Source organism: Streptomyces sp. NPDC038707, assembly GCF_040636485.1.
Classification (GTDB): Bacteria; Actinomycetota; Actinomycetes; order Streptomycetales; family Streptomycetaceae; genus Streptomyces.
This window is the reverse complement of record NZ_JBEZUP010000001.1, coordinates 419,391-437,106: the sequence shown is the minus strand read 5'-3', so window position 1 is coordinate 437,106 and position 17,716 is coordinate 419,391. Positions and strand designations below refer to the sequence as shown.

At 72.5% G+C, this 17,716-nt stretch carries 17 protein-coding genes; 11 read left to right on the top strand and 6 right to left on the bottom strand.

Annotated elements, in window-relative coordinates; all coding sequences use genetic code 11:
* Positions 1–220 precede the first annotated feature (220 nt).
* From AB0E62_RS01965 to AB0E62_RS01945, 5 genes are all read left to right on the top strand, one after another.
* A complete protein-coding gene (locus AB0E62_RS01965; RefSeq protein WP_362186569.1) occupies positions 221–994 on the top strand; it encodes a polysaccharide deacetylase family protein in 774 nt (257 codons plus the stop codon).
* A gap of 171 nt (positions 995–1,165) precedes the next feature.
* The gene (locus AB0E62_RS01960) at positions 1,166–2,464 is read left to right on the top strand and encodes an extracellular solute-binding protein (RefSeq protein WP_362186566.1); all 1,299 of its coding nucleotides are present in this window, start codon (positions 1,166–1,168) and stop codon (positions 2,462–2,464) included.
* Positions 2,461–3,441 (top strand): sugar ABC transporter permease, encoded by a 981-nt coding sequence (locus tag AB0E62_RS01955; RefSeq protein ID WP_362186563.1) that lies wholly within the window; start codon positions 2,461–2,463, stop codon positions 3,439–3,441. Before AB0E62_RS01960 ends, AB0E62_RS01955 begins: the two co-directional genes overlap by 4 nt.
* A complete protein-coding gene (locus AB0E62_RS01950; protein WP_362186560.1) occupies positions 3,438–4,283 on the top strand; it encodes a carbohydrate ABC transporter permease in 846 nt (281 codons plus the stop codon). The genes AB0E62_RS01955 and AB0E62_RS01950 overlap by 4 nt, the downstream gene beginning before the upstream one ends.
* A gap of 63 nt (positions 4,284–4,346) precedes the next feature.
* On the top strand, positions 4,347–5,354 hold the full coding sequence (locus tag AB0E62_RS01945) for a phosphotransferase (RefSeq protein WP_362186557.1): 1,008 nt from the start codon (positions 4,347–4,349) through the stop codon (positions 5,352–5,354).
* Positions 5,355–5,365: 11 nt separating this feature from the next.
* Here AB0E62_RS01945 and AB0E62_RS01940 read toward each other — a convergent pair whose 3' ends face one another.
* Positions 5,366–6,256, bottom strand: a complete 891-nt coding sequence (locus AB0E62_RS01940; protein ID WP_362186554.1) for an SDR family oxidoreductase — start codon at positions 6,254–6,256, stop codon at positions 5,366–5,368.
* An 80-nt stretch (positions 6,257–6,336) separates the two neighbouring features.
* Positions 6,337–6,519 (bottom strand): hypothetical protein, encoded by a 183-nt coding sequence (locus AB0E62_RS01935; RefSeq protein WP_030611315.1) that lies wholly within the window; start codon positions 6,517–6,519, stop codon positions 6,337–6,339.
* Positions 6,520–6,885: 366 nt separating this feature from the next.
* On the opposite strand from AB0E62_RS01935, the gene AB0E62_RS01930 reads away from it, so the two are divergent.
* Complete coding sequence (locus tag AB0E62_RS01930) at positions 6,886–7,128, top strand: hypothetical protein (RefSeq protein ID WP_362186551.1); 243 nt, start codon at positions 6,886–6,888, stop codon at positions 7,126–7,128.
* 116 nt (positions 7,129–7,244) lie between these two features.
* Here the strand turns inward: AB0E62_RS01930 and AB0E62_RS01925 are convergent, their stop codons facing one another.
* Both AB0E62_RS01925 and AB0E62_RS01920 read right to left on the bottom strand, forming a co-directional pair.
* Positions 7,245–7,451 (bottom strand): hypothetical protein, encoded by a 207-nt coding sequence (locus AB0E62_RS01925; RefSeq protein ID WP_362186548.1) that lies wholly within the window; start codon positions 7,449–7,451, stop codon positions 7,245–7,247.
* Between the two features lie 171 nt (positions 7,452–7,622).
* Positions 7,623–8,231 (bottom strand): TetR/AcrR family transcriptional regulator, encoded by a 609-nt coding sequence (locus tag AB0E62_RS01920; protein ID WP_362186545.1) that lies wholly within the window; start codon positions 8,229–8,231, stop codon positions 7,623–7,625.
* Positions 8,232–8,450: 219 nt separating this feature from the next.
* On the opposite strand from AB0E62_RS01920, the gene AB0E62_RS01915 reads away from it, so the two are divergent.
* The 5 genes from AB0E62_RS01915 (at position 8,451) to AB0E62_RS01895 (ending at position 14,974) form a co-directional block, all read left to right on the top strand.
* Positions 8,451–9,911, top strand: a complete 1,461-nt coding sequence (locus AB0E62_RS01915; RefSeq protein ID WP_362186542.1) for an APC family permease — start codon at positions 8,451–8,453, stop codon at positions 9,909–9,911.
* 26 nt (positions 9,912–9,937) lie between these two features.
* Entirely contained in the window at positions 9,938–11,524 is a 1,587-nt protein-coding gene (locus AB0E62_RS01910; protein WP_362186539.1) for an amidohydrolase, read from the top strand.
* 85 nt (positions 11,525–11,609) lie between these two features.
* Positions 11,610–12,011, top strand: a complete 402-nt coding sequence (locus tag AB0E62_RS01905) for a VOC family protein (RefSeq protein ID WP_362186537.1) — start codon at positions 11,610–11,612, stop codon at positions 12,009–12,011.
* 49 nt (positions 12,012–12,060) lie between these two features.
* Positions 12,061–12,789 carry a hypothetical protein gene (locus tag AB0E62_RS01900; protein WP_362186534.1) on the top strand — a complete coding sequence of 243 codons (729 nt, stop codon included), beginning with the start codon at positions 12,061–12,063 and terminating at the stop codon, positions 12,787–12,789.
* A 184-nt stretch (positions 12,790–12,973) separates the two neighbouring features.
* The gene (locus tag AB0E62_RS01895; protein ID WP_362186532.1) at positions 12,974–14,974 is read left to right on the top strand and encodes a non-reducing end alpha-L-arabinofuranosidase family hydrolase; all 2,001 of its coding nucleotides are present in this window, start codon (positions 12,974–12,976) and stop codon (positions 14,972–14,974) included.
* Between the two features lie 64 nt (positions 14,975–15,038).
* Here the strand turns inward: AB0E62_RS01895 and AB0E62_RS01890 are convergent, their stop codons facing one another.
* Together AB0E62_RS01890 and bla are read right to left on the bottom strand one after the other, a co-directional pair.
* Positions 15,039–16,607: a carbohydrate-binding protein gene (locus AB0E62_RS01890; protein WP_362186529.1), complete on the bottom strand. Its 1,569-nt coding sequence runs from the start codon at positions 16,605–16,607 to the stop codon at positions 15,039–15,041.
* Positions 16,608–16,809: 202 nt separating this feature from the next.
* Positions 16,810–17,661, bottom strand: a complete 852-nt coding sequence (gene bla / locus AB0E62_RS01885) for a class A beta-lactamase (protein WP_362186953.1) — start codon at positions 17,659–17,661, stop codon at positions 16,810–16,812.
* Positions 17,662–17,716 lie beyond the last annotated feature (55 nt).

Genomic DNA, 17,716 nt, shown 5'->3' with positions numbered 1-17,716 from the left:
GCCGCCGGTGACGGCCATTGGACGCGGCGGTACCCCGGGGCATCAACAGTCGCGACGGGACGACGGGCGATTTCCGGCCCCGGCGGCGGGTGACTGTCGCCGAAGCGCCGCGGAATTGTCCGTGATCCGTAACAGCCGGATCCCGTGATCGTTTTCCGCCGTCCTGCCAGGTGCACGGAAAACGATCGGGACGACGGACACACCAGGGGGCGGGGCGGACATGGCACGGCATGGCGGACGGGGTTGGTACGGCCGGGTGATCGCGGCGGCGGTCGGAGTGACGGCGGTGGCCGCCGTCACCTCGGTGTGGACGGCGCAGGCCGGGCAGAGCGGCGGCGGACCGGCCGCACCGGACGCGGCCGCACGGCCCGCCGCGTCCAAGGCGGCGCCCGTGTCCCCGTCCATAGTCCACGCCTCCGACGGGGGCGCGCACGCGGTCAACATCACCATCGACGACGGCCCGGACCCGGTCTGGACCCCGCAGGTGCTGCGACTGCTGCGGGACAACGGCGTGAAGGCGACCTTCTGCATGGTCGGTCCCCAGGCGGCGGCCCACCCCGACCTGGTGCGCCAGGTGGTGGCGGCCGGTCACCGGCTGTGCGACCACACGGTGACGCACGACACGGGCATGGACCACAGGCCCGAGTCCTACCAGGCGCGGCAGATCGTCGACGCGGAGCGGCAGATCACCGAGGCGTCGGGCGGGGTGCGGCCGGTGTACTACCGGGCCCCGGGCGGCGCGTTCACCCCCTACAGCCGCAAGCTGGCGGCCTCGCACGGGATGCGGCCGCTGGGCTGGAACGTCGACTCCAAGGACTTCGAGCGGCCGGGCAGCGAGGCGATCGTGGCGACGGTCGAGCGTGAGCTGGCCAACGGCCCGACGATCCTCTTCCACGACGCGGGCGGCGACCGCTCGCAGACGGTGGCGGCGCTGCGCACCCTGCTGCCGTGGTTGAAGGAGCAGGGGTACTCCTTCGGCTTCCCGGTGCGCTGACGCACCTTAAGGGCCCTTTGTCCGCTTGGCCGTTGCACGGGGTGCGCCGGGCGGTCACAGAGTGGTGGAGACCTCTTGTGGGGGTGTGAACGCAGCCTTTAGCCTCCGAGGCGTTGTGCACAGCGAAACCATCATTGCGCATGTTGCAACGCCTCATCGGAGGAGCAGTCCATGAAGCTGTCCGTCCGTCTCGCCGGGTTCACCGCGCTCGCCGCCGCCCTGGTCACCGCCTGCGCGCCCCAGACCTCCGGCACCTCCTCCTCCGGCAAGGACGAGAAGACCGGCACCCTGCGCGTCTGGCTGTTCCAGGAGGTCGACAACCGGCCCAAGCAGCGCGTCGTCGACGCGGTCCTCGCCGGTTTCGAGAAGGCGCACCGGGGCGCGGGCGTCACCGTCGAGTACATCCCGGTCGAGAGCCGCGCCCAGCGGGTCAAGGCCGCCTTCAACGACCCGAGGTCCGCGCCGGACGTCATCGAGTACGGCAACACCGACACCGCCGGCTATGTGAAGGACGGCGGACTCGCCGACGTCACCCGGGACTTCGAGGCCTGGAACGAGTCCCGGGACACCGACCCCACGGCCCGGCGGTCGGTCACCGTGGACGGCAGGGTCTACGGGGCGCCGTACTTCGTCGGCATCCGGGCCCTGTACTACCGCACCGACGTCTTCCGCGGGCTCGGTCTGCGGGTACCGAGAACGCAGGCCGAACTGGTCTCCACCGCGCAGCGGATCCACGCCGCCCGCCCGGAGCTGTACGGCCTGGCCGTCGGGGGCGCCTACACCTACGGCGCGCTGCCGTTCCTGTGGGCCAACGGCGGCGACCTGGCCACCGAGAAGGGCGGCGGGTACGCCTCCGCCCTGAACAGCCCCGCCGCCCGCAAGGGCATCGAGGCGTACACCTCCCTCTTCGGCGACGACAACTGCCCCGCCGCCAAGTGCGCGACCATGACCGGCAACGACACGGTGACCGCGTTCGCCGCGGGCAAGGCCGCGATGGCGATCGGCGGGAACTTCAGCCACGCCGCCGTGGACGCCGGGAAGGCCAGGGGGAAGTACGCGGTGGTCCCGCTGCCCGGAGCGAAGCCCGGTTCGGTCGCGCCGGCCTTCGCGGGCGGCAACAACATCGGGGTGCTCAAGAGCACCTCGCACCGCACGCTCGCCGTGGACCTGATGAAGCGGCTGGCCTCGAAGCAGACGCAGGGACGACTCTTCGACGCGATGGGCTTCCTGCCGACCTTCACGGACGTACGCGAACAGGCCGCCGCCAAGGAGCCGTTCGTGAAGCCGTTCGTCGACACGCTCGCCGCCGGCACCCGGTTCGTGCCGGTCACGCCCGCCTGGGCGCAGATCGACTCCTCGCTGGTGCTGCCGACCATGTTCCAGGAGATCGTCAGCGGCAGGAAGGACGTGGCGGACGCCTCGGCGGACGCGGCGAAGAAGATGGACGACGCGTTCGGGTCCGCGGGATGAGGCGCACGCCGCACCCGGCACCTCCGGCACAGCGGGGCGCACCGGTGGCCCCCGCCCGGCGGGACGGTACGACGACGCCCTCCCGCCGCGAGAGCCCGCGCCCGCGCGGCGGCTGGATGCCCTGGCTGTATCTGGCGCCCGCCCTCGCCGTCCTCGGCGCGCTGCTGGTCTACCCGGTCTACCAGCTCGGGCTGATGTCGTTCCTGGAGTACACCCAGGCCCAGGTCAGCGGCGGTGAACCGACACGTTTCCGGGGCCTGGACAACTACACCGGCCTGTTCGCGGACGACCGGTTCGGGCAGGTGCTGCTGGCGACGGTCGGCTTCGCGGCGGCCTGTGTGCTCGGCACGCTCGCGGTGGGCTGCGCGCTCGCCGTCCTGCTCACCCGGGTCCGCGCGCTCCCCCGGCTCGCTCTGCTGCTGGCCGCGCTGGGCGCGTGGGCGACACCGACGGTCACCGGCTCCACCGTCTGGCTGTTCCTCTTCGACCCCGACTTCGGCCCGGTCAACCGCCTCCTCGGGCTCGGCGACTTCTCGTGGACGTACGGCCGTTACAGCGCGTTCCTGCTGGTGCTGCTCGAAGTGGTGTGGTGTTCCTTCCCGTTCGTGATGATCACGGTCTACGCCGGGATCCGCGCCGTACCCGGCGAGGTGCTGGAGGCCGCCGCCCTGGACGGTGCCTCGCAGTGGCGGATCTGGCGGTCGGTGCTGGCGCCGATGCTGCGACCGATCCTGGGCATCGTCACCGTCCAGTCGGTGATCTGGGACTTCAAGGTGTTCACCCAGATCTACGTGATGACGGACGGCGGCGGCATCGCGGGCCAGAACCTGGTGCTGAACGTGTACGCCTACCAGAAGGCGTTCGCGTCCTCGCAGTACAGCCTCGGTTCGGCGATCGGTGTCGTGATGCTGCTGCTCCTGCTGGCCGTCACGCTCGGGTATCTGCGGCTGCTGCGCCGCCAAGGGGAGGAGCTGTGAGCCGCCCGCGTCTTCCGGTGCGGCGCCCCTGGCGGCTGGCCGCCGAGGCGACCGCGCTGCTGGTCGCCGCGGTCGTCGCCTTCCCCCTGTACTGGATGCTGCTCGGCGCCGTGAGACCGGCCGGCGAGATCCAGTCCACCGAGCCGCGGCCCTGGACGTCCTCCCCCACCCTGGATTCCTTCCGGCGCGTGTTCCAACAGCACGACTTCGGGCGGTACTTCGCCAACAGCCTCCTGGTCGCGGGGAGCGTCGTCCTCGCCTCCGCGCTGATCGCGTTCCTCGCCGCGACCGCCGTGACGCGTTTCCGGTTCCGCTTCCGGACCACCTTGCTGATCATGTTCCTGGTGGCCCAGATGGTGCCGGTGGAGGCGCTCACCATCCCGTTGTTCTTCCTGATGCGGGACTTCGGCCTGCTGAACACGCTGGGTTCGCTGATCCTGCCGCACATCGCCTTCTCGCTGCCGTTCGCGGTGTGGATGCTGCGGGGGTTCGTACGGGCCGTCCCGGAGTCCCTGGAGGAGGCCGCGTACCTCGACGGCGCGAGCCGCGCGCGGTTCCTGTGGCGGATCCTGTTCCCGCTCGTCCTGCCGGGCCTGGTGGCCACGAGCGTGTTCTCCTTCATCTCCGCCTGGAACGACTTCCTGTTCGCCAAGTCCTTCGTCATCAGCGACACGTCGCAGTCGACCCTGCCGATGGCGCTCCTGGTCTTCTACCAGCCCGACGACCCGGACTGGGGCGGTGTCATGGCGGCGTCCACCGTGATGACGGTCCCGGTCCTGGTCTTCTTCGTGCTGGTCCAGCGCCGCCTGGTCTCGGGTCTGGGCGGGGCGGTGAAGGACTGACCCGCCGCCCCGCCCGGGGAAAATCGCTGGCCACGCCCGTGCGGACGCTGTTGGGATGGGGCGATGCACGACATGCACAGGGCGCAGGTGGACCGGGGAGGCTATCCGGACGCCGTGACTCCGTGGGAGACGGAGTCCTGGCGGGCGGCGGCACTGGACTGGGTGGGCGGGCACCTCGCCGAGCGGGGACTCGGCGTGGACGGCCCGCTGCGGGTACGGCTGCGGCCGTGGTCGGTGCTCGTCCGGGTGCCCGTCGCCGGACCGGGGGCCGTCTGGTTCAAGGCGACTCCGCCGAGCGCCGCGTTCGAAGGCCCGCTGACCGCCGCACTGGCCCGCTGGGTGCCGGAGCACGTGCTCAGACCTCTGGCCGTCGACGCCGGGCGCGGCTGGGCGCTGCTGCCCGACGGCGGGCAGCTGTTCCGGGCCGTGCTGGACCGGGAGCCGGTCGAGCCGCGCGAGTGGGAGGCGCTGCTGGCCCAGTACGCCGGGATGCAGCGCGAACTGGTCGCGCGCACCGCCGAGATGGAGCGGCTCGGGGTGCCCTCGGCGCGGACCGCGGACCTGCCGGGGGTGTTCGACCGGCTGGTGGCCGCGAACCCCGTGCTGGGCCCGGACGACCGGGCTCGGCTCCGGGCGCTGCGGCCCCGGCTGGCCGACTGGTGCGCCGAACTGGCCGGTGCCGGCCTGCCGGACACGCTCGACCACGCCGATCTGCACGACGGCCAGCTGCTGCGGCCGGCGCCCGGCCGGTTCACCTTCTTCGACTGGGGCGACGCGGCCGTCACCCACCCGTTCTGCAGCCTGCGCGTGCCCGCCGAGCGGGCCCGCGACCGCTACGGGCCCGAGGTGCTGCCCCGGCTGCTCGACGCCTATCTGGAGCCGTGGACCGGAGAGGGCCGCACGACGACCGGGCTACGGCGTGCGGCGCACCTCGCCTGGCGGCTGAGCGCGCTGGGCCGGGCCGCCTCCTGGGGCCGGATGTTCCCCGCCGCCCCCGGCACCGCGCCGGGGGCGGCGGAGAGTGCCCAGTGGCTGCGGGAGCTGCTGGCCGAGCCGCCCTTCCCGGGCTGACCGCCCGCCGGTCAGGGCAGCGGGGTGCCGCCGGTCGCGTTGAGGATCTCGCCGGTGATGTAGCTCGCCTGGGGCGAGGCCAGGTAGACGTAGGCGGGGGCCAGTTCGGCGGGCTGGGCCGGGCGGCCGAGCGGGCTCTGCTTGCCGAACTCCGCGGTGTCGGGCAGGGTCGCGGGGATCAGCGGGGTCCACACCGGGCCCGGCGCGACCGCGTTGACCCGGATGCCGCGCCCGGCGAGCATCTGGGCCAGCCCGTGGGTGAAGGTGACGATGGCGCCCTTGGTCATCGCGTAGTCCAGCAACGGGGGACTGGGCTGGTAGGCCTGCACCGAGGTGGTGTTGAGGACACAGCCGCCCGCCGGGATGTGCGGCAGGGCGAACTTGGTCAGCCAGAACATGCCGTACAGGTTCGTCCGCAGCACCCGGTCGAACTGCTCGGTGCTGATGGCCTCGATGCCGTCCGGCTGGGCCATCTGGTAGGCGGCGTTGTTGACGAGCACGTCGATGCGGCCGAACTCGTCGACCGCCCGCGCGATCAGGGCGCGGCAGTTGTCCTCGTCCCTGATGTCGCAGGACACGGCCACCGCCTTGCGGCCCGCGTCCTCGACCAGGCGGGCGGTCTCCCGCGCCTCGTCCTCCTCCTCGGCAAGGTGGGTGAAGATCACATCGGCGCCCTCGCGGGCGAAGGCGAGCGCCACCGCCCGTCCGATGCCCGAGTCCCCTCCCGTGATCACGGTCCTGAGCCCGTCGAGCCGGCCGGCGCCGCGGTAGGACGCCTCGCCGTGGTCGGGCGGCGGGTCCATGGGGCCGGTCCAGCCCGGGTGGGGCTGGTCCTGGGAGGGGAAGTCGGGGCGGGCGTGCCGGGTGACCGGATCGGGCCGGTCACCGTGCTGGTCCGTCACAGTGGCCTCCTGTGTGTGACGAGGACGGGACAGGCGACCGGGTTCCCGCCCGGCGGCGGGTGAAAAGCGTTCCGCGCCGGTCAGGCGGTCGGCGCGTCCGGACCGGCGGCCCGCATCGCGTCCCGGCGGGCGAGGTTGTACAGGCGCAGCAGATGCTTGGCCACGGCGCAGGGCGCGGCGTCGGCATGGCACTGACGGCACGTGTTCATGTGCTGTTCGTAGGTGAAGCGCGCGTTTTCCAACGCGTCATTGACAGATGACATGGACTTCTCCGGGCAGGGCGCGTCCGGGGACTGCGCCTAGTTGACTGACTGGTACACCCGGAACAAGGTGATCATGTTACTGCCGGTACTGGGAAACTCGTACTGTCGGCGCCCTGGCCCCGCACCTCGCGCACGTCCGCAACGGCGGGCGGAGCCACGAGGTGACCGTCGCCGACGTCTGCGAGGAGGCGGGGTGCCGTGTGTGTCCACGACGTTCCCCTGGCGGGCATACGTGCACGCGCGGGGCGCCGGTCCCGGACACCGGTTCCGGTGGACGTACCACTTCGCCCGGGGCCTGGACGACATCGCCCGGGTCTTCGCCGGGACGCGGGAACAGATCACGCCCCGGGCCGCCGTCGGCTGCCTGTGGAACGACGGCCTCCAGGGCCGGCTGCTGCTGCGCAGCGGTACGGGTTCGAGGCGGCGCTGTCCGGCCGCGGCCACACCCTGGCCGACGTCGGCGCCCGCCACGAGCCGGCCACCGACCTGCGGGCCCGGGCCGACCGCTTGCGCGAGCACGGCGCCGACCTGGTCACCAGCGCGTCCACCGCCACCGACCTGGCCCTCTTCCACCGCCAGGCCCGCCAGGCGGGCCGCGGCCCCGGCTGATCACCTGCTCGCGCCGGCTGACCCACCCGCACACCCACACCAGCGCGCCCCGACAGGCACGCAGAACTCGGCGACGCGCGGGGGGCCACGCTGGTCCACTGGAGCCCCGTCCACCCCTACCGCTCCAGCCGCCGGGACTCGCGCACGCCCTGCTGGAGACCGCGCACCACGCCCTGGCCACGGGCGCCGACCCGGCCGACCGCGTCTCGGTCGCCGACGCCGTCGCCCGCATCCGGCTGGACGCCGTCGAGGGCCCGCTGGACTGGACGGCCGGCCCCACCCCGAACATCGCGCTGCTGCCCCTGGTGGGCGGCCAGCGGCACCCGGAGCCGGCCGGTCCCCGCCTCGCCGTGGTCGACAACACCGGCCGGCCGGAGGTACCGCTGACCGGGGACCTGATCCCGGCCCGCTGAGCGAGTACGGGAGCGGGGCCGGCGGGCGCGGGTTCACCCGTGAGACCCGGCCCCGTGCCCTGGGTTCCCGTCGATGACCGGCTACCGCCCCTCCCGCAGGGCCCGCGCGTGGTTGAGGAAGGCCGTCAGGCCCACCTCGAAGGCGCGGTCGGCGCGGCCGTCGCCCGCCGCCGCGAGGGCGTCGGCCAGGCGCGGGGTCGGGACGCCGTCGGCCAGGTGCCACATGGCCTCGGGGGCGGCCAGGTCGAGGGCCGAGCCCAGCACCAGGTTCTCCAGGGCGACGATCAGCGGCATGATCCCGGCCGGGTCGAAACCGGCCGCGAGCAGGACGCCCACCGCGCGCTCGTACTGGGCGAGCACCCGGGGAGCACGGACGGGCGAGGTCATCAGCAGCGGGATCACCCGGGGATGGGCGGCGAACGCGGCCCGGTAGGACCGCGCCCACGCTTCCATGGCGGCGTCCCACGGGGTCAGGTCCAGCGTGGCCGGGTCGATCGCGGCGCAGACACGCTCGCGCAGCAGCTCGACTATGCCCTCCCGGCCGTCCACATGGTGGTACACCGAGCCGGTCTGCACGCCCAGCCCGCGGGCGATCCGCGGCACGGTGAAGTCACCGGTCTCGTCGATGAGCCGGAGCGCGGCGGTGGTGATGCGCTCGCGGTCGAGCAGCGGTGTGCGCGGCCGTCCCATGGTCAGCGTCCCCCTGAGGTCTTCCCGGATGCCCAACGGCAGGCTACATTGCGGAAACCGAAAGCCTTTAGGTTTACGGCTCCGGGCGCCCGCCATCCCCTCGTGCTCCCGTGAGACGCCGGCCCCCACGGCCCACCCCGGCCGCGCCCGCCGGTGCCGCGAACCCCGCTGCCCCACCAACGGGACCCCCTCCCCTCCGCTGCCAGAAGGGCCTCCCGCATGTCCGTGAGCACCACCGAACTCCCCCAGGAGGACGCGCCGTCCGACGCGCCCGGCCTGAGGTCCGGCACCCTCGGCACGGCCGACATCGCCTTCTTCGTCGTCTCCGCCGCCGCCCCCCTGACCGTCATGGCCGGGGTCGCCCCGCTCGCCCTCCTGCTGGGCGGCGTCGGCGCGCCGGTCGGCTATCTGCTGGCCGGGCTGACCCTCGCCGTCTTCGCCGTCGGCTTCACCACCATGAGCCGCCATGTCACCAGCGGCGGCGCGTTCTACGCCTACATCACCCGCGGACTCGGCCGCCCCGCCGGAGTCGGCGCCGCCCTGCTCGCCCTGGTCGGCTACAACGGCATGGAGATCGGTGTCTACGGCCTCCTCGCCACCACCACCCGCGACACCGTGCACGCCCTCTTCGGCGCCGGCGTGCCCTGGCTGCCGGTCTCCCTGGCCGGCCTGGTGCTGATCGGCTACGGCGGTTACCGCTCGATCGACTTCGGCGCCAAGCTCCTCGGGGTCCTGCTGGTCGCCGAGACCGGGATACTGGTGCTGCTCGCGGGCGGGGTGCTGGTACGGGGCGGCGCGCACGGCCTCTCCCTGTCCTCGCTCGCCCCGGCCCATGTGTTCGTGCCGGGCACGGCGGCCGTCCTCGCCTTCGCGTTCGCCGCGTTCACCGGCTTCGAGTCGACGGTCATCTACCGCCGCGAGGCCCGCGATCCCGCGCGCACGGTCCCGCGCGCCACCTACGCGGCCGTCGGCTTCCTCGGCCTGTTCTACGCCTTCACCGTCTGGATCGCCGTCCAGGCGTTCGGGGACGACCGGGTCGTGCAGGCCGCCGGGAAGGACCCGGCGGGGCTCTTCTTCACCGCGATCACCACCTATGTGGGCGGCTGGGCCGCCGACCTGATGCACGTCTTCATCGTCACCAGCGTCATCGCCTCGCTGCTCGCCTTCCACAACGCCATCAACCGCTACGCGCTCGCCCTGGCCGAGGAGGGCGTGCTGCCCCGTCGGCTCGGCCGTGTCCACCCCCGGCACCGCTCCCCGTATCTCGCGGGCGTGGCGCAGACCGTCCTCGGCGCCGTGGTCGTCCTGGCCTTCTGGGCCGCCGGCGCCGATCCGTACCAGCAGTTGCTGCTGTGGGTGAACACCCCGGGGATGATCGGCCTGTTGCTGCTCCAGCTGCTGGCCGCGCTCGCCGTGTTCCGTTACTTCCGGCGGGTACGGCACACCGAGGGCCGGGTGCGCACGGTGCTGGCACCGGCCCTCGCCGCCGTCCTGCTGGCGACCGCGATCGTGCTGGTGGTCTCCCACATCGACCTGTTCACCGGCGCGCCGCAGACGGTGAACGTCGTGCTCGCCGCCGTGGCACCCGCCGTGTTCCTCCTCGGTCTGCCGCTCGCCTGGTGGCTGCGCCGCAACCGACCGGGCGTGTACGCCTCGTTCGGCACCGAACCCGCCAAATGACCCTCTTCCGCACAGGAGTTCCCGGCATGCCCACCGCCGATCTCATTCTCACCGGCGCCCGGATCCGCACCCTGGACCCGGCCCGTCCCACCGCCACGGCCGTCGCCCTGCGCGACGGGCTGATCGCCGCCGTGGGGACGGCGGACGACGTACGGGACTGGCGCGGCCCCGGCACCGAGGTCGTCGATCTGCGCGGCGCCCACCTGGTGCCGGGCCTGACCGACGCGCACAGCCACCCGGTGTGGGGGCTCGACATGGCGACCGGCACCGATCTGTCCGGCGTGACGGACCTAGCCGGGCTGCGCGCGGCGCTCGCCCGCGCCGAGCGGATCGAGGGCTGGGTGATCGGCTACGGGCTGGACCACAACGCCTTCCAGGGCCGTGCCGTCCACCATGAGCTGGTGGCGGACGTGCTGGGCGGCACCCCGGCCTTCCTGCGCCTGTACGACGGTCACTCCGCCCTCGCCAACGGGCCCGCGCTGGCCGCCGCCGGGGTGTCCGGGCCGCGCGCCTTCGACCAGCGCGCCCAGGTGGTGTGCGACGCCTCGGGGCGGCCCACCGGGCATCTGGTCGAGCACGCGGCGATGGACCTGGTCACCGCCGTCGCGCCCCGGCCGTCGTACGGTGAACGCCGGGCCCGGCTGCTGGAGTTGCTGTCCGCCATGGCCGCGACCGGGCTGACCGGCGCCCATGTGATGGACGGCGGTGACCTGGAGCTGGTGGAGGCGGTGGCCCGGGAGACGGTGCTGCCGGTGCGGCTGCGGTTCGCGCCCTGGTGCATGCCGGGCGCGGACGCCGACGCGCTGGACGAGCTGATCGGGGCGCAGGGCCGGGGCGGCCGGCACTGGGTGGTCGGCGGGGTCAAGTTCTTCATGGACGGCACCGTGGAGGGCGGCACCGCCTGGCTGGACCACCCCGACTGCCACGGCCAGGGCACCGACGCGTTCTGGCCGGACCCGCACGCGTACGCCGAGGCCGTCCGCGTCCTGCACGCGGCCGGGGTGCGTACCGCCACGCACGCCATCGGGGACGCCGCCGTCCGGCACGTCCTGGACACGGTGGCCTCGCTGGGTCCGGGCGGGCACGGCGCGCACCGGATCGAGCACATCGAGACCGCGCCCGACGAACTCCTGCCGCGTTTCGCCGAGTTGGGTGTCGCAGCCTCGCTCCAGCCGCCGCACACCGGTTACACCCGCGACGACGGCAGCGACGAGTGGTCGCGCCGGCTGGGCGGCGACCGGGCCGGGCGCGCCTGGCGGCTGCGGGATCTGCGGGAGGCCGGGGCCACGGTCGCCCTCGGCTCGGACTGGCCCATCGCGCACTACGACGTGCGGGCGGTGCTGGCGACGGCCCGCCGGCCAAAGGGCGCCGCCGCGCACCGGCCGGGGCTGACCGCGGCGCAGGCGCTGGAGGGCTGCACCAGCCACGCCGCGGCGGCTGCCGGGGAGGCCGCCGTCGCCGGCCGGATCGCGCCCGGCTTCCGTGCCGACCTGACCGCACTGGCCGTCGACCCCGTGCACGCGCCCGTCGGCGAACTCACCGACGCGCCCGCGGTGTTGACGGTGACCGGCGGACATGTGACGCACCGGGGGCCGGCCGGAGCGGTCCGATAGGATCGGCGCACGGCATCGCGTGTCGGTCACCGTCCGGGTGAGGCATGGAGGTGCCCGTGAGATTGCCCGCGGAGGCATTCCACTCATGTCAGTAGAGTTGAACCACACCATCGTCCACGCCCGGGACAACCGGGAGTCCGCCGAGTTCCTGGCCCACATCCTGGATCTGGAGACCGGGCCCGAGTGGGGCCCGTTCGTCCCCGTCGGCACCAGCAACGGGGTGACCCTGGACTTCGCCACGATCCCGGCGGAGTCGATCGTCATGCAGCACTACGCCTTCCTCGTCTCCGAGGAGGAGTTCGACGCGGCCTTCGCCCGCATCCGGGCGGCCGGGATCACCTACTGGGCCGATCCGCACGGCAGGCAGCCGGGCGAGATCAACCGGCACGACGGCGGCCGGGGCCTGTACTTCAAGGATCCCGCCGGGCACGGCATGGAGATCATCACGCGTCCGTACGGCGGCCACCAGCCCTCGGTGACCTCCTGAGACAAGGGCCGGGGCCCCGGCCCCGGCCCGCTCGGGCAGACTGGGGCGGGTGAACGACTTCTCCCTGGCCGGCCGACCGCCCGCACCCGAGTGGTACGGACACCTGCGGGTACGGGCGGACGACCTCTCCCCCGCCGACTGGCTCACCGCACACGGCCCGGGGCAGGGCGCCTTCGGCACGGTGGCGGGCGTCGCCGCGCCGGGCTTCGCGGCGTACGCGCGGATCCTGCACCCGGCCCGGCTCGGGGAGCGGCCGGTGCGCTGGTCGGCGGTGGCCGCCGCGCAGGGCACCCGGGTGACGCCCGGCAGCCGCTGGCACGAGGTCATCGGGGCACCTCAGGACCACCTCGGCGCATCCGGCCCCGGCCTGCCCGGCGTGTGGGACGAGCGCCCCGCCGAGGGTCCGACCCCGCCGGAGGTCGCCGGGGCGCTGCTGCCCGTGCTGTCCCGGCACACCGGCACGCCCGAGCGGTGCTGGTTCGGGCTCTGGCACGGGTACGGCAGCTGGGACTGGGGCCGGTTCCCGACGTTCGGGACGCCGGGTCGTGATGAGGTCCTGCTGGCCGGCCGGCTGGCCGACGCCGTCTCCCCGGTGTCCCTGGACGAGTTCGCCGAACTGCCCGACCTGTGGTGGCCGCAGGACCGGGCCTGGGTGCTGGGCGGGGACGTGGACCTGGTCAGCACCTACGTCGGCGGCTCGGCGGAGCTGATCGCGGAGTTGCTTGCCACGGCGGACCTGGAGACACAGCCCGTCTGCCCGGACGACCGGGTCGGCTGAGTCCCCGAAAGATTTCGTTGCCAATCCCGAATGATGCGAGGGGTGTTGACGACCCGCCACCCCCTCTTATCATCCAGGTCATCCGGACAGCCGATCATTGTTCGTCATACCGAACAGGCGAAACGGTGCCTCGGTGTGTCAGGCCCATGACATAGCCCGCACGATCGACCGTACGAGGAGAACCATGAAACGTCCCCCGTGGTCAGGCAGGCGCCTGGTCGCCCTCGTGGGCGCGTTCGCCGCCGCCACCCTCGCGGTGACCGGAACGGCCGACGCCCGGCCCGCACCCGCACAGGCGAACACCCTCGGCGCCCAGGCCGAACGGTCCGGGCGGTACTTCGGCGCCGCGGTGGCCGCCGGACGGCTCGGTGACGGCACCTACAGCACGATCCTGGACCGGGAGTTCAACGCCGTCACACCCGAGAACGAGATGAAGTGGGACGCCACCGAACGCACCCGGGGCTCCTTCACCTTCACCGCCGCCGACCAGATCGTCGGCCACGCCGTCGCCCACGGACAGCGCGTGCGGGGCCACACCCTGGTCTGGCACTCCCAACTGCCCGGCTGGGTCGGCGCGATCACCGACGCCACCACGCTGCGCACCGTGATGCGCGACCACATCACCACCGAGGCGGCCCACTTCAAGGGCAAGGTCTACGCCTGGGACGTGGTGAACGAGGCGTTCGCCGACGGCGGCAGCGGGGCGCGCCGGGCCTCCGTCTTCCAGAACGTCCTCGGCGACGGCTACATCGAGGACGCCTTCCGCACCGCCCGCGCGGCCGACCCCGCGGCCAAGCTCTGCTACAACGACTACAACATCGAGAACTGGTCGGACGCCAAGACCCAGGCCGTGTACCGCATGGTGCGCGACTTCAAGTCCCGCGGCGTGCCGATCGACTGCGTCGGCTTCCAGAGCCACTTCGGCACCTCCGGGCCGCCGGCGAGCTTCCGGAACACCCTGGCGAACTTCGCCGCCCTCGGCGTGGACGTGCAGATCACCGAGCTGGACATCGCGCAGGCGCCGGCCACCGCGTACGCCGACACGGTCACGGCGTGCCGGAACGTCGCCCGTTGTACCGGCATCACGGTGTGGGGCATCCGGGACAGCGACTCCTGGCGCAGCGGCGAGAACCCGCTGCTGTTCGACGGCGCGGGCAACAAGAAGGCCGCGTACGGCGCGGTGCTGTCCGCGCTCGGCTCCGGGTCCGCCGCGCCGGCCGGGCACAAGACACTGCCGTCCAGCTTCACCTGGTCGTCCAGCGAGCAGCTGATCGCGCCCAAGTCCGACGCGACGCACGACATCGCCGGCATCAAGGACCCGTCTGTCGTCCGCTACAAGGGCAAGTACCACGTGTTCGCGAGCGTGGCCAGCGCCTCCGGCTACAACCTCGTCTACCTGAGTTTCAAGGACTGGTCGCAGGCGGGCTCGGCCACCCACTACTACCTGGACCGCACGGCCATCGGCAGCGGGTACCGGGCCGCGCCCCAGGTGTTCTACTACGCGCCGCAGAAGCTCTGGTACCTCGTCTACCAGACGGGCAACGCGTCGTACTCCACCAACAAGGACATCTCCGACCCGAACGGCTGGAGCGCGCCGCGCGACTTCTACCCCGAGATGCCGGAGATCATCAAGCAGAACATCGGCAACGGCTACTGGGTCGACATGTGGGTGATTTGCGACCGCGTCAACTGCTATTTGTTCTCCTCCGACGACAACGGGCACCTCTACCGCTCGCAGACCACCGTCCGCCAGTTCCCGAACGGGTTCACCAACACCGTCATCGCCGCCCAGGACTCCGACAGGTACGCCCTGTTCGAGGCGAGCAACGTCTACAAGGTGAAGGGCAGCGACCAGTACCTGATGCTGGTGGAGGCGATCGGCTCCGACGGACGGCGCTACTTCCGCTCCTGGACCTCCTCCAGCCTGGCCGGCTCCTGGTCCCCGCTGGCCGACTCCGAGAGCAATCCGTTCGCCCGGGCGAGCAACGTGACCTTCCCGTCGGGCACCTGGACGAAGGACATCAGCCACGGCGAGATGATCCGCGCCGGCTACGACCAGACGCTGACCATCCCGGCGTGCGGGCTCCGCTACCTGTACCAGGGCATGGACCCGGCCGCGAGCGGTGACTACAACAGCCTGCCGTGGCGGCTCGGCCTGCTCACCCAGACCGGCTCCCGCTGCTGAACGACGGGAAGCGGGACGCCGTACCGTACGGCGTCCCGCTCTTCCGGCTGCTGCCCCGCGCCGGTTACGGGTTGACGACGCTGCCGCCGAAGGTCACCGCGAGGCGGCCGTCGGAGGCGAAGGACCAGCCGAGGGCGCCCGCGTACGAGGAGCAGCGGGAGCCGTTGGTGCCGGTCCAGAACTGGTTGGAGCTGTCGGCGCTGCCGACCGTCTTGTCATTGGAGCCGCTGCCGGAGAACCGGCAGGAGGTGTTGTCACGGAACACCGAGGTGCCCTTGTCGAACGAGAAGTTGCGCTCGGCGTTGTCGACGCCGACGTTGCCGGAGATCGTCATGGTGCCCGGGTTGCTGTTGTAGGTGAACCCGTGGTGGCCGTTCTTGTAGGCGATGCTGTGCTGGACGACGTGGTTGACGGGGATGTCGTCGCCGCCGAGCTTGTAGCCGTTGCGGTCGCCGTTGGTGTTGACGGTGCCGTCGCTCAGCGTGCCGTTGTCGTAGGAGAGGGAGTACTCGATGGTGACCGGGCCGATGGCGCCGGTGTCCGTCTTGGTGTAGAGGTCCCAGCCGTCGTCGATGTTGTGGTGTGAGACGTCGTAGCGGAAGACGTTTCCGGTGCCGGTGGTCAGCTTGGCGGCGAAGCCGTCGGCGTCCTCGCCGTCGGAGTCGGCGTTGTCGTGCGACTCGGAGCTGACGATCAGGTTGTTCGACGGCCACTGGGAGCTGGGGGTGGTGGAGGCGATCCGGCCGAGCTGGAGTCCGGTGTCCCGGTTGTAGGCGGTCACCACGCGCTCGACGACGTTGTTGCTGCCGCCGACGTAGATCCCGTTGTCCCCGGCGTGCTGGACGGTGATGCCGGACAGCCGCCAGTAGTTCGCGAAAAGCTGGATGCCCCGGTTGGACGGGCTCTCCGTCTGCGCCGAGAAGTCCAGGACCGGCTTCTCGCCCGGGTAGGCGGTCAGAGTGGTGCGGGCGGCGGCGGTGCCGTCGCTGCCGGCCGGGACGGTGACCGTGGAGGACGGGTGGTAGGTCCCGCCGCGCAGGTAGATCGTGCCACCGGGGGTGATCCGGCCTAGGGCCGAGGTGAGCGTGGTCGGGGCCGACTCCGTGCCGGCCGCGCCGTCGGTGCCGGCCGGCGACACGTAGAGCGCGTTGCCGGTCGCCGCCGGGGCCACGTCGGCGTCGAGGTAGTCGAGGTTGGGCAGGCCGTCGGCGGTGGCCGGGGTGAGACGGACGGTGTTGCCGCCCGCCTTGACCGGCACGGTGAGCGTCTTGGTCACCCAGGTGCTCCAGGCGCCGGTGGTCTCGAAGGAGACGGTGGCGGCCGTGGTGCCGTTGACCGCGAGGGTGGCCGGGCGGGCGGCGGCCGAGCCGTTGGCGAAGCGGATGTTCAGCGTCGCGGTGCCCGCGCTCGCGGCGTTCACGGTGAACTGGGCATACGCGCTGGTGGTGTTGGTGGCGTTGCAGAATCCGCTGCCGGAGTAGCCGGTCCAGTCGGAGTCGATGGTCCCGGTGCAGACCGCTGGGGCGCTCTCGGCCTCGTACCGGGTGGTCACGGCCTGGGCCGTGGTGCCGGACAGCGCGACGAGCGCACCGGTCAGCAGCCCGGCGCACGCAATGGCTGGTCTGAGTTGCATCGGCTTGTCTCCCTGCGGGTTGACTCGGCTGTGCGGATGCGAGCGGTCCAGAGGGGTGAACACGGCGGTCGGCCATGGCATGGTGAACGGTGACCGGAAAGCGCTTTCCTTCTGGACCTTCCCGACGGTAGGGAGACGGCATGCACGCGTCAACAGTCGCGTAGATGATTCATATTCAGAAACATGAATACGGGGAGCGGTGTTATTCGCCGGGGGCCAGGGTGCGGGCCACGACGGCCGCCGCCTCGGCGATCAGCGCCTGGTCCACCGGGGCCTTGGGCTCGCTCTTGTCCGACAGGACGGCCAGCACCACGGGGGTCCCCCGGGTCGTCCAGGCCACGCCGATGTCGTTGGCGGTCGCGTAGTCGCCGGTCCCGGTCTTGTCCGCCACGGCCCAGGCGGGCGGCAGCCCCTTGCGGAACCGCTCGTCGCTGGTGGTGTTGCCCTTCAGCCAGCCGGTGAACCGCTCCCGGCCGGTCCGGTCCAGCGCCCGGCCCAGGACCAGGCGCTCCAGGCTCCCGGCGATCGCCGCGGGTGTCGTGGTGTCCCGCGCGTCCCCGGGGATCGCGGTGTTCAGCTCCGGCTCCCACCGGTCGAGCCGGCTCACCGTGTCGCCGAGCGACCGGAAGAAGCGAGTGAGTCCGGCCGGGCCGCCGAGCTCCCGGAGCAGCAGATTGCCGGCCGCGTTGTCGCTGTACTGGATCGCCGCCGCGCACAGAGCGGCCACGGTCATGCCGGTCGCCAGATGCTCCTCGGTGCGCGGGGAGTTGGGCATGATGTCGTGCGGCGGGTAGTGCACCACCCGCTCCAGCGGAGCGCGGTCGCCGTGGTCGCGGAGCACCGCCGCCGCCGCGAACGCCTTGAACGTCGAGCACATCGCGAACCGCTCCCCCGCCCGGTGGGCCACGGTCCGCCCGGTGCGGACGTTGCGCGCGTACACCCCGAGCCGGGCGCCGTAGCGCCGCTCCAGCTCGGCCAGTTCGGCCCGGCCGGCCCGCGCGGCGGAGTCCGGGGCGGCGGACGCGACGGGCGAGGAGAGGGCCGTCGCGGCCATCGCGGCGCCGGTGAGGGCGAGTCCGGCCCGCAGCAGGCGGCGGCGCGGCAGCGGA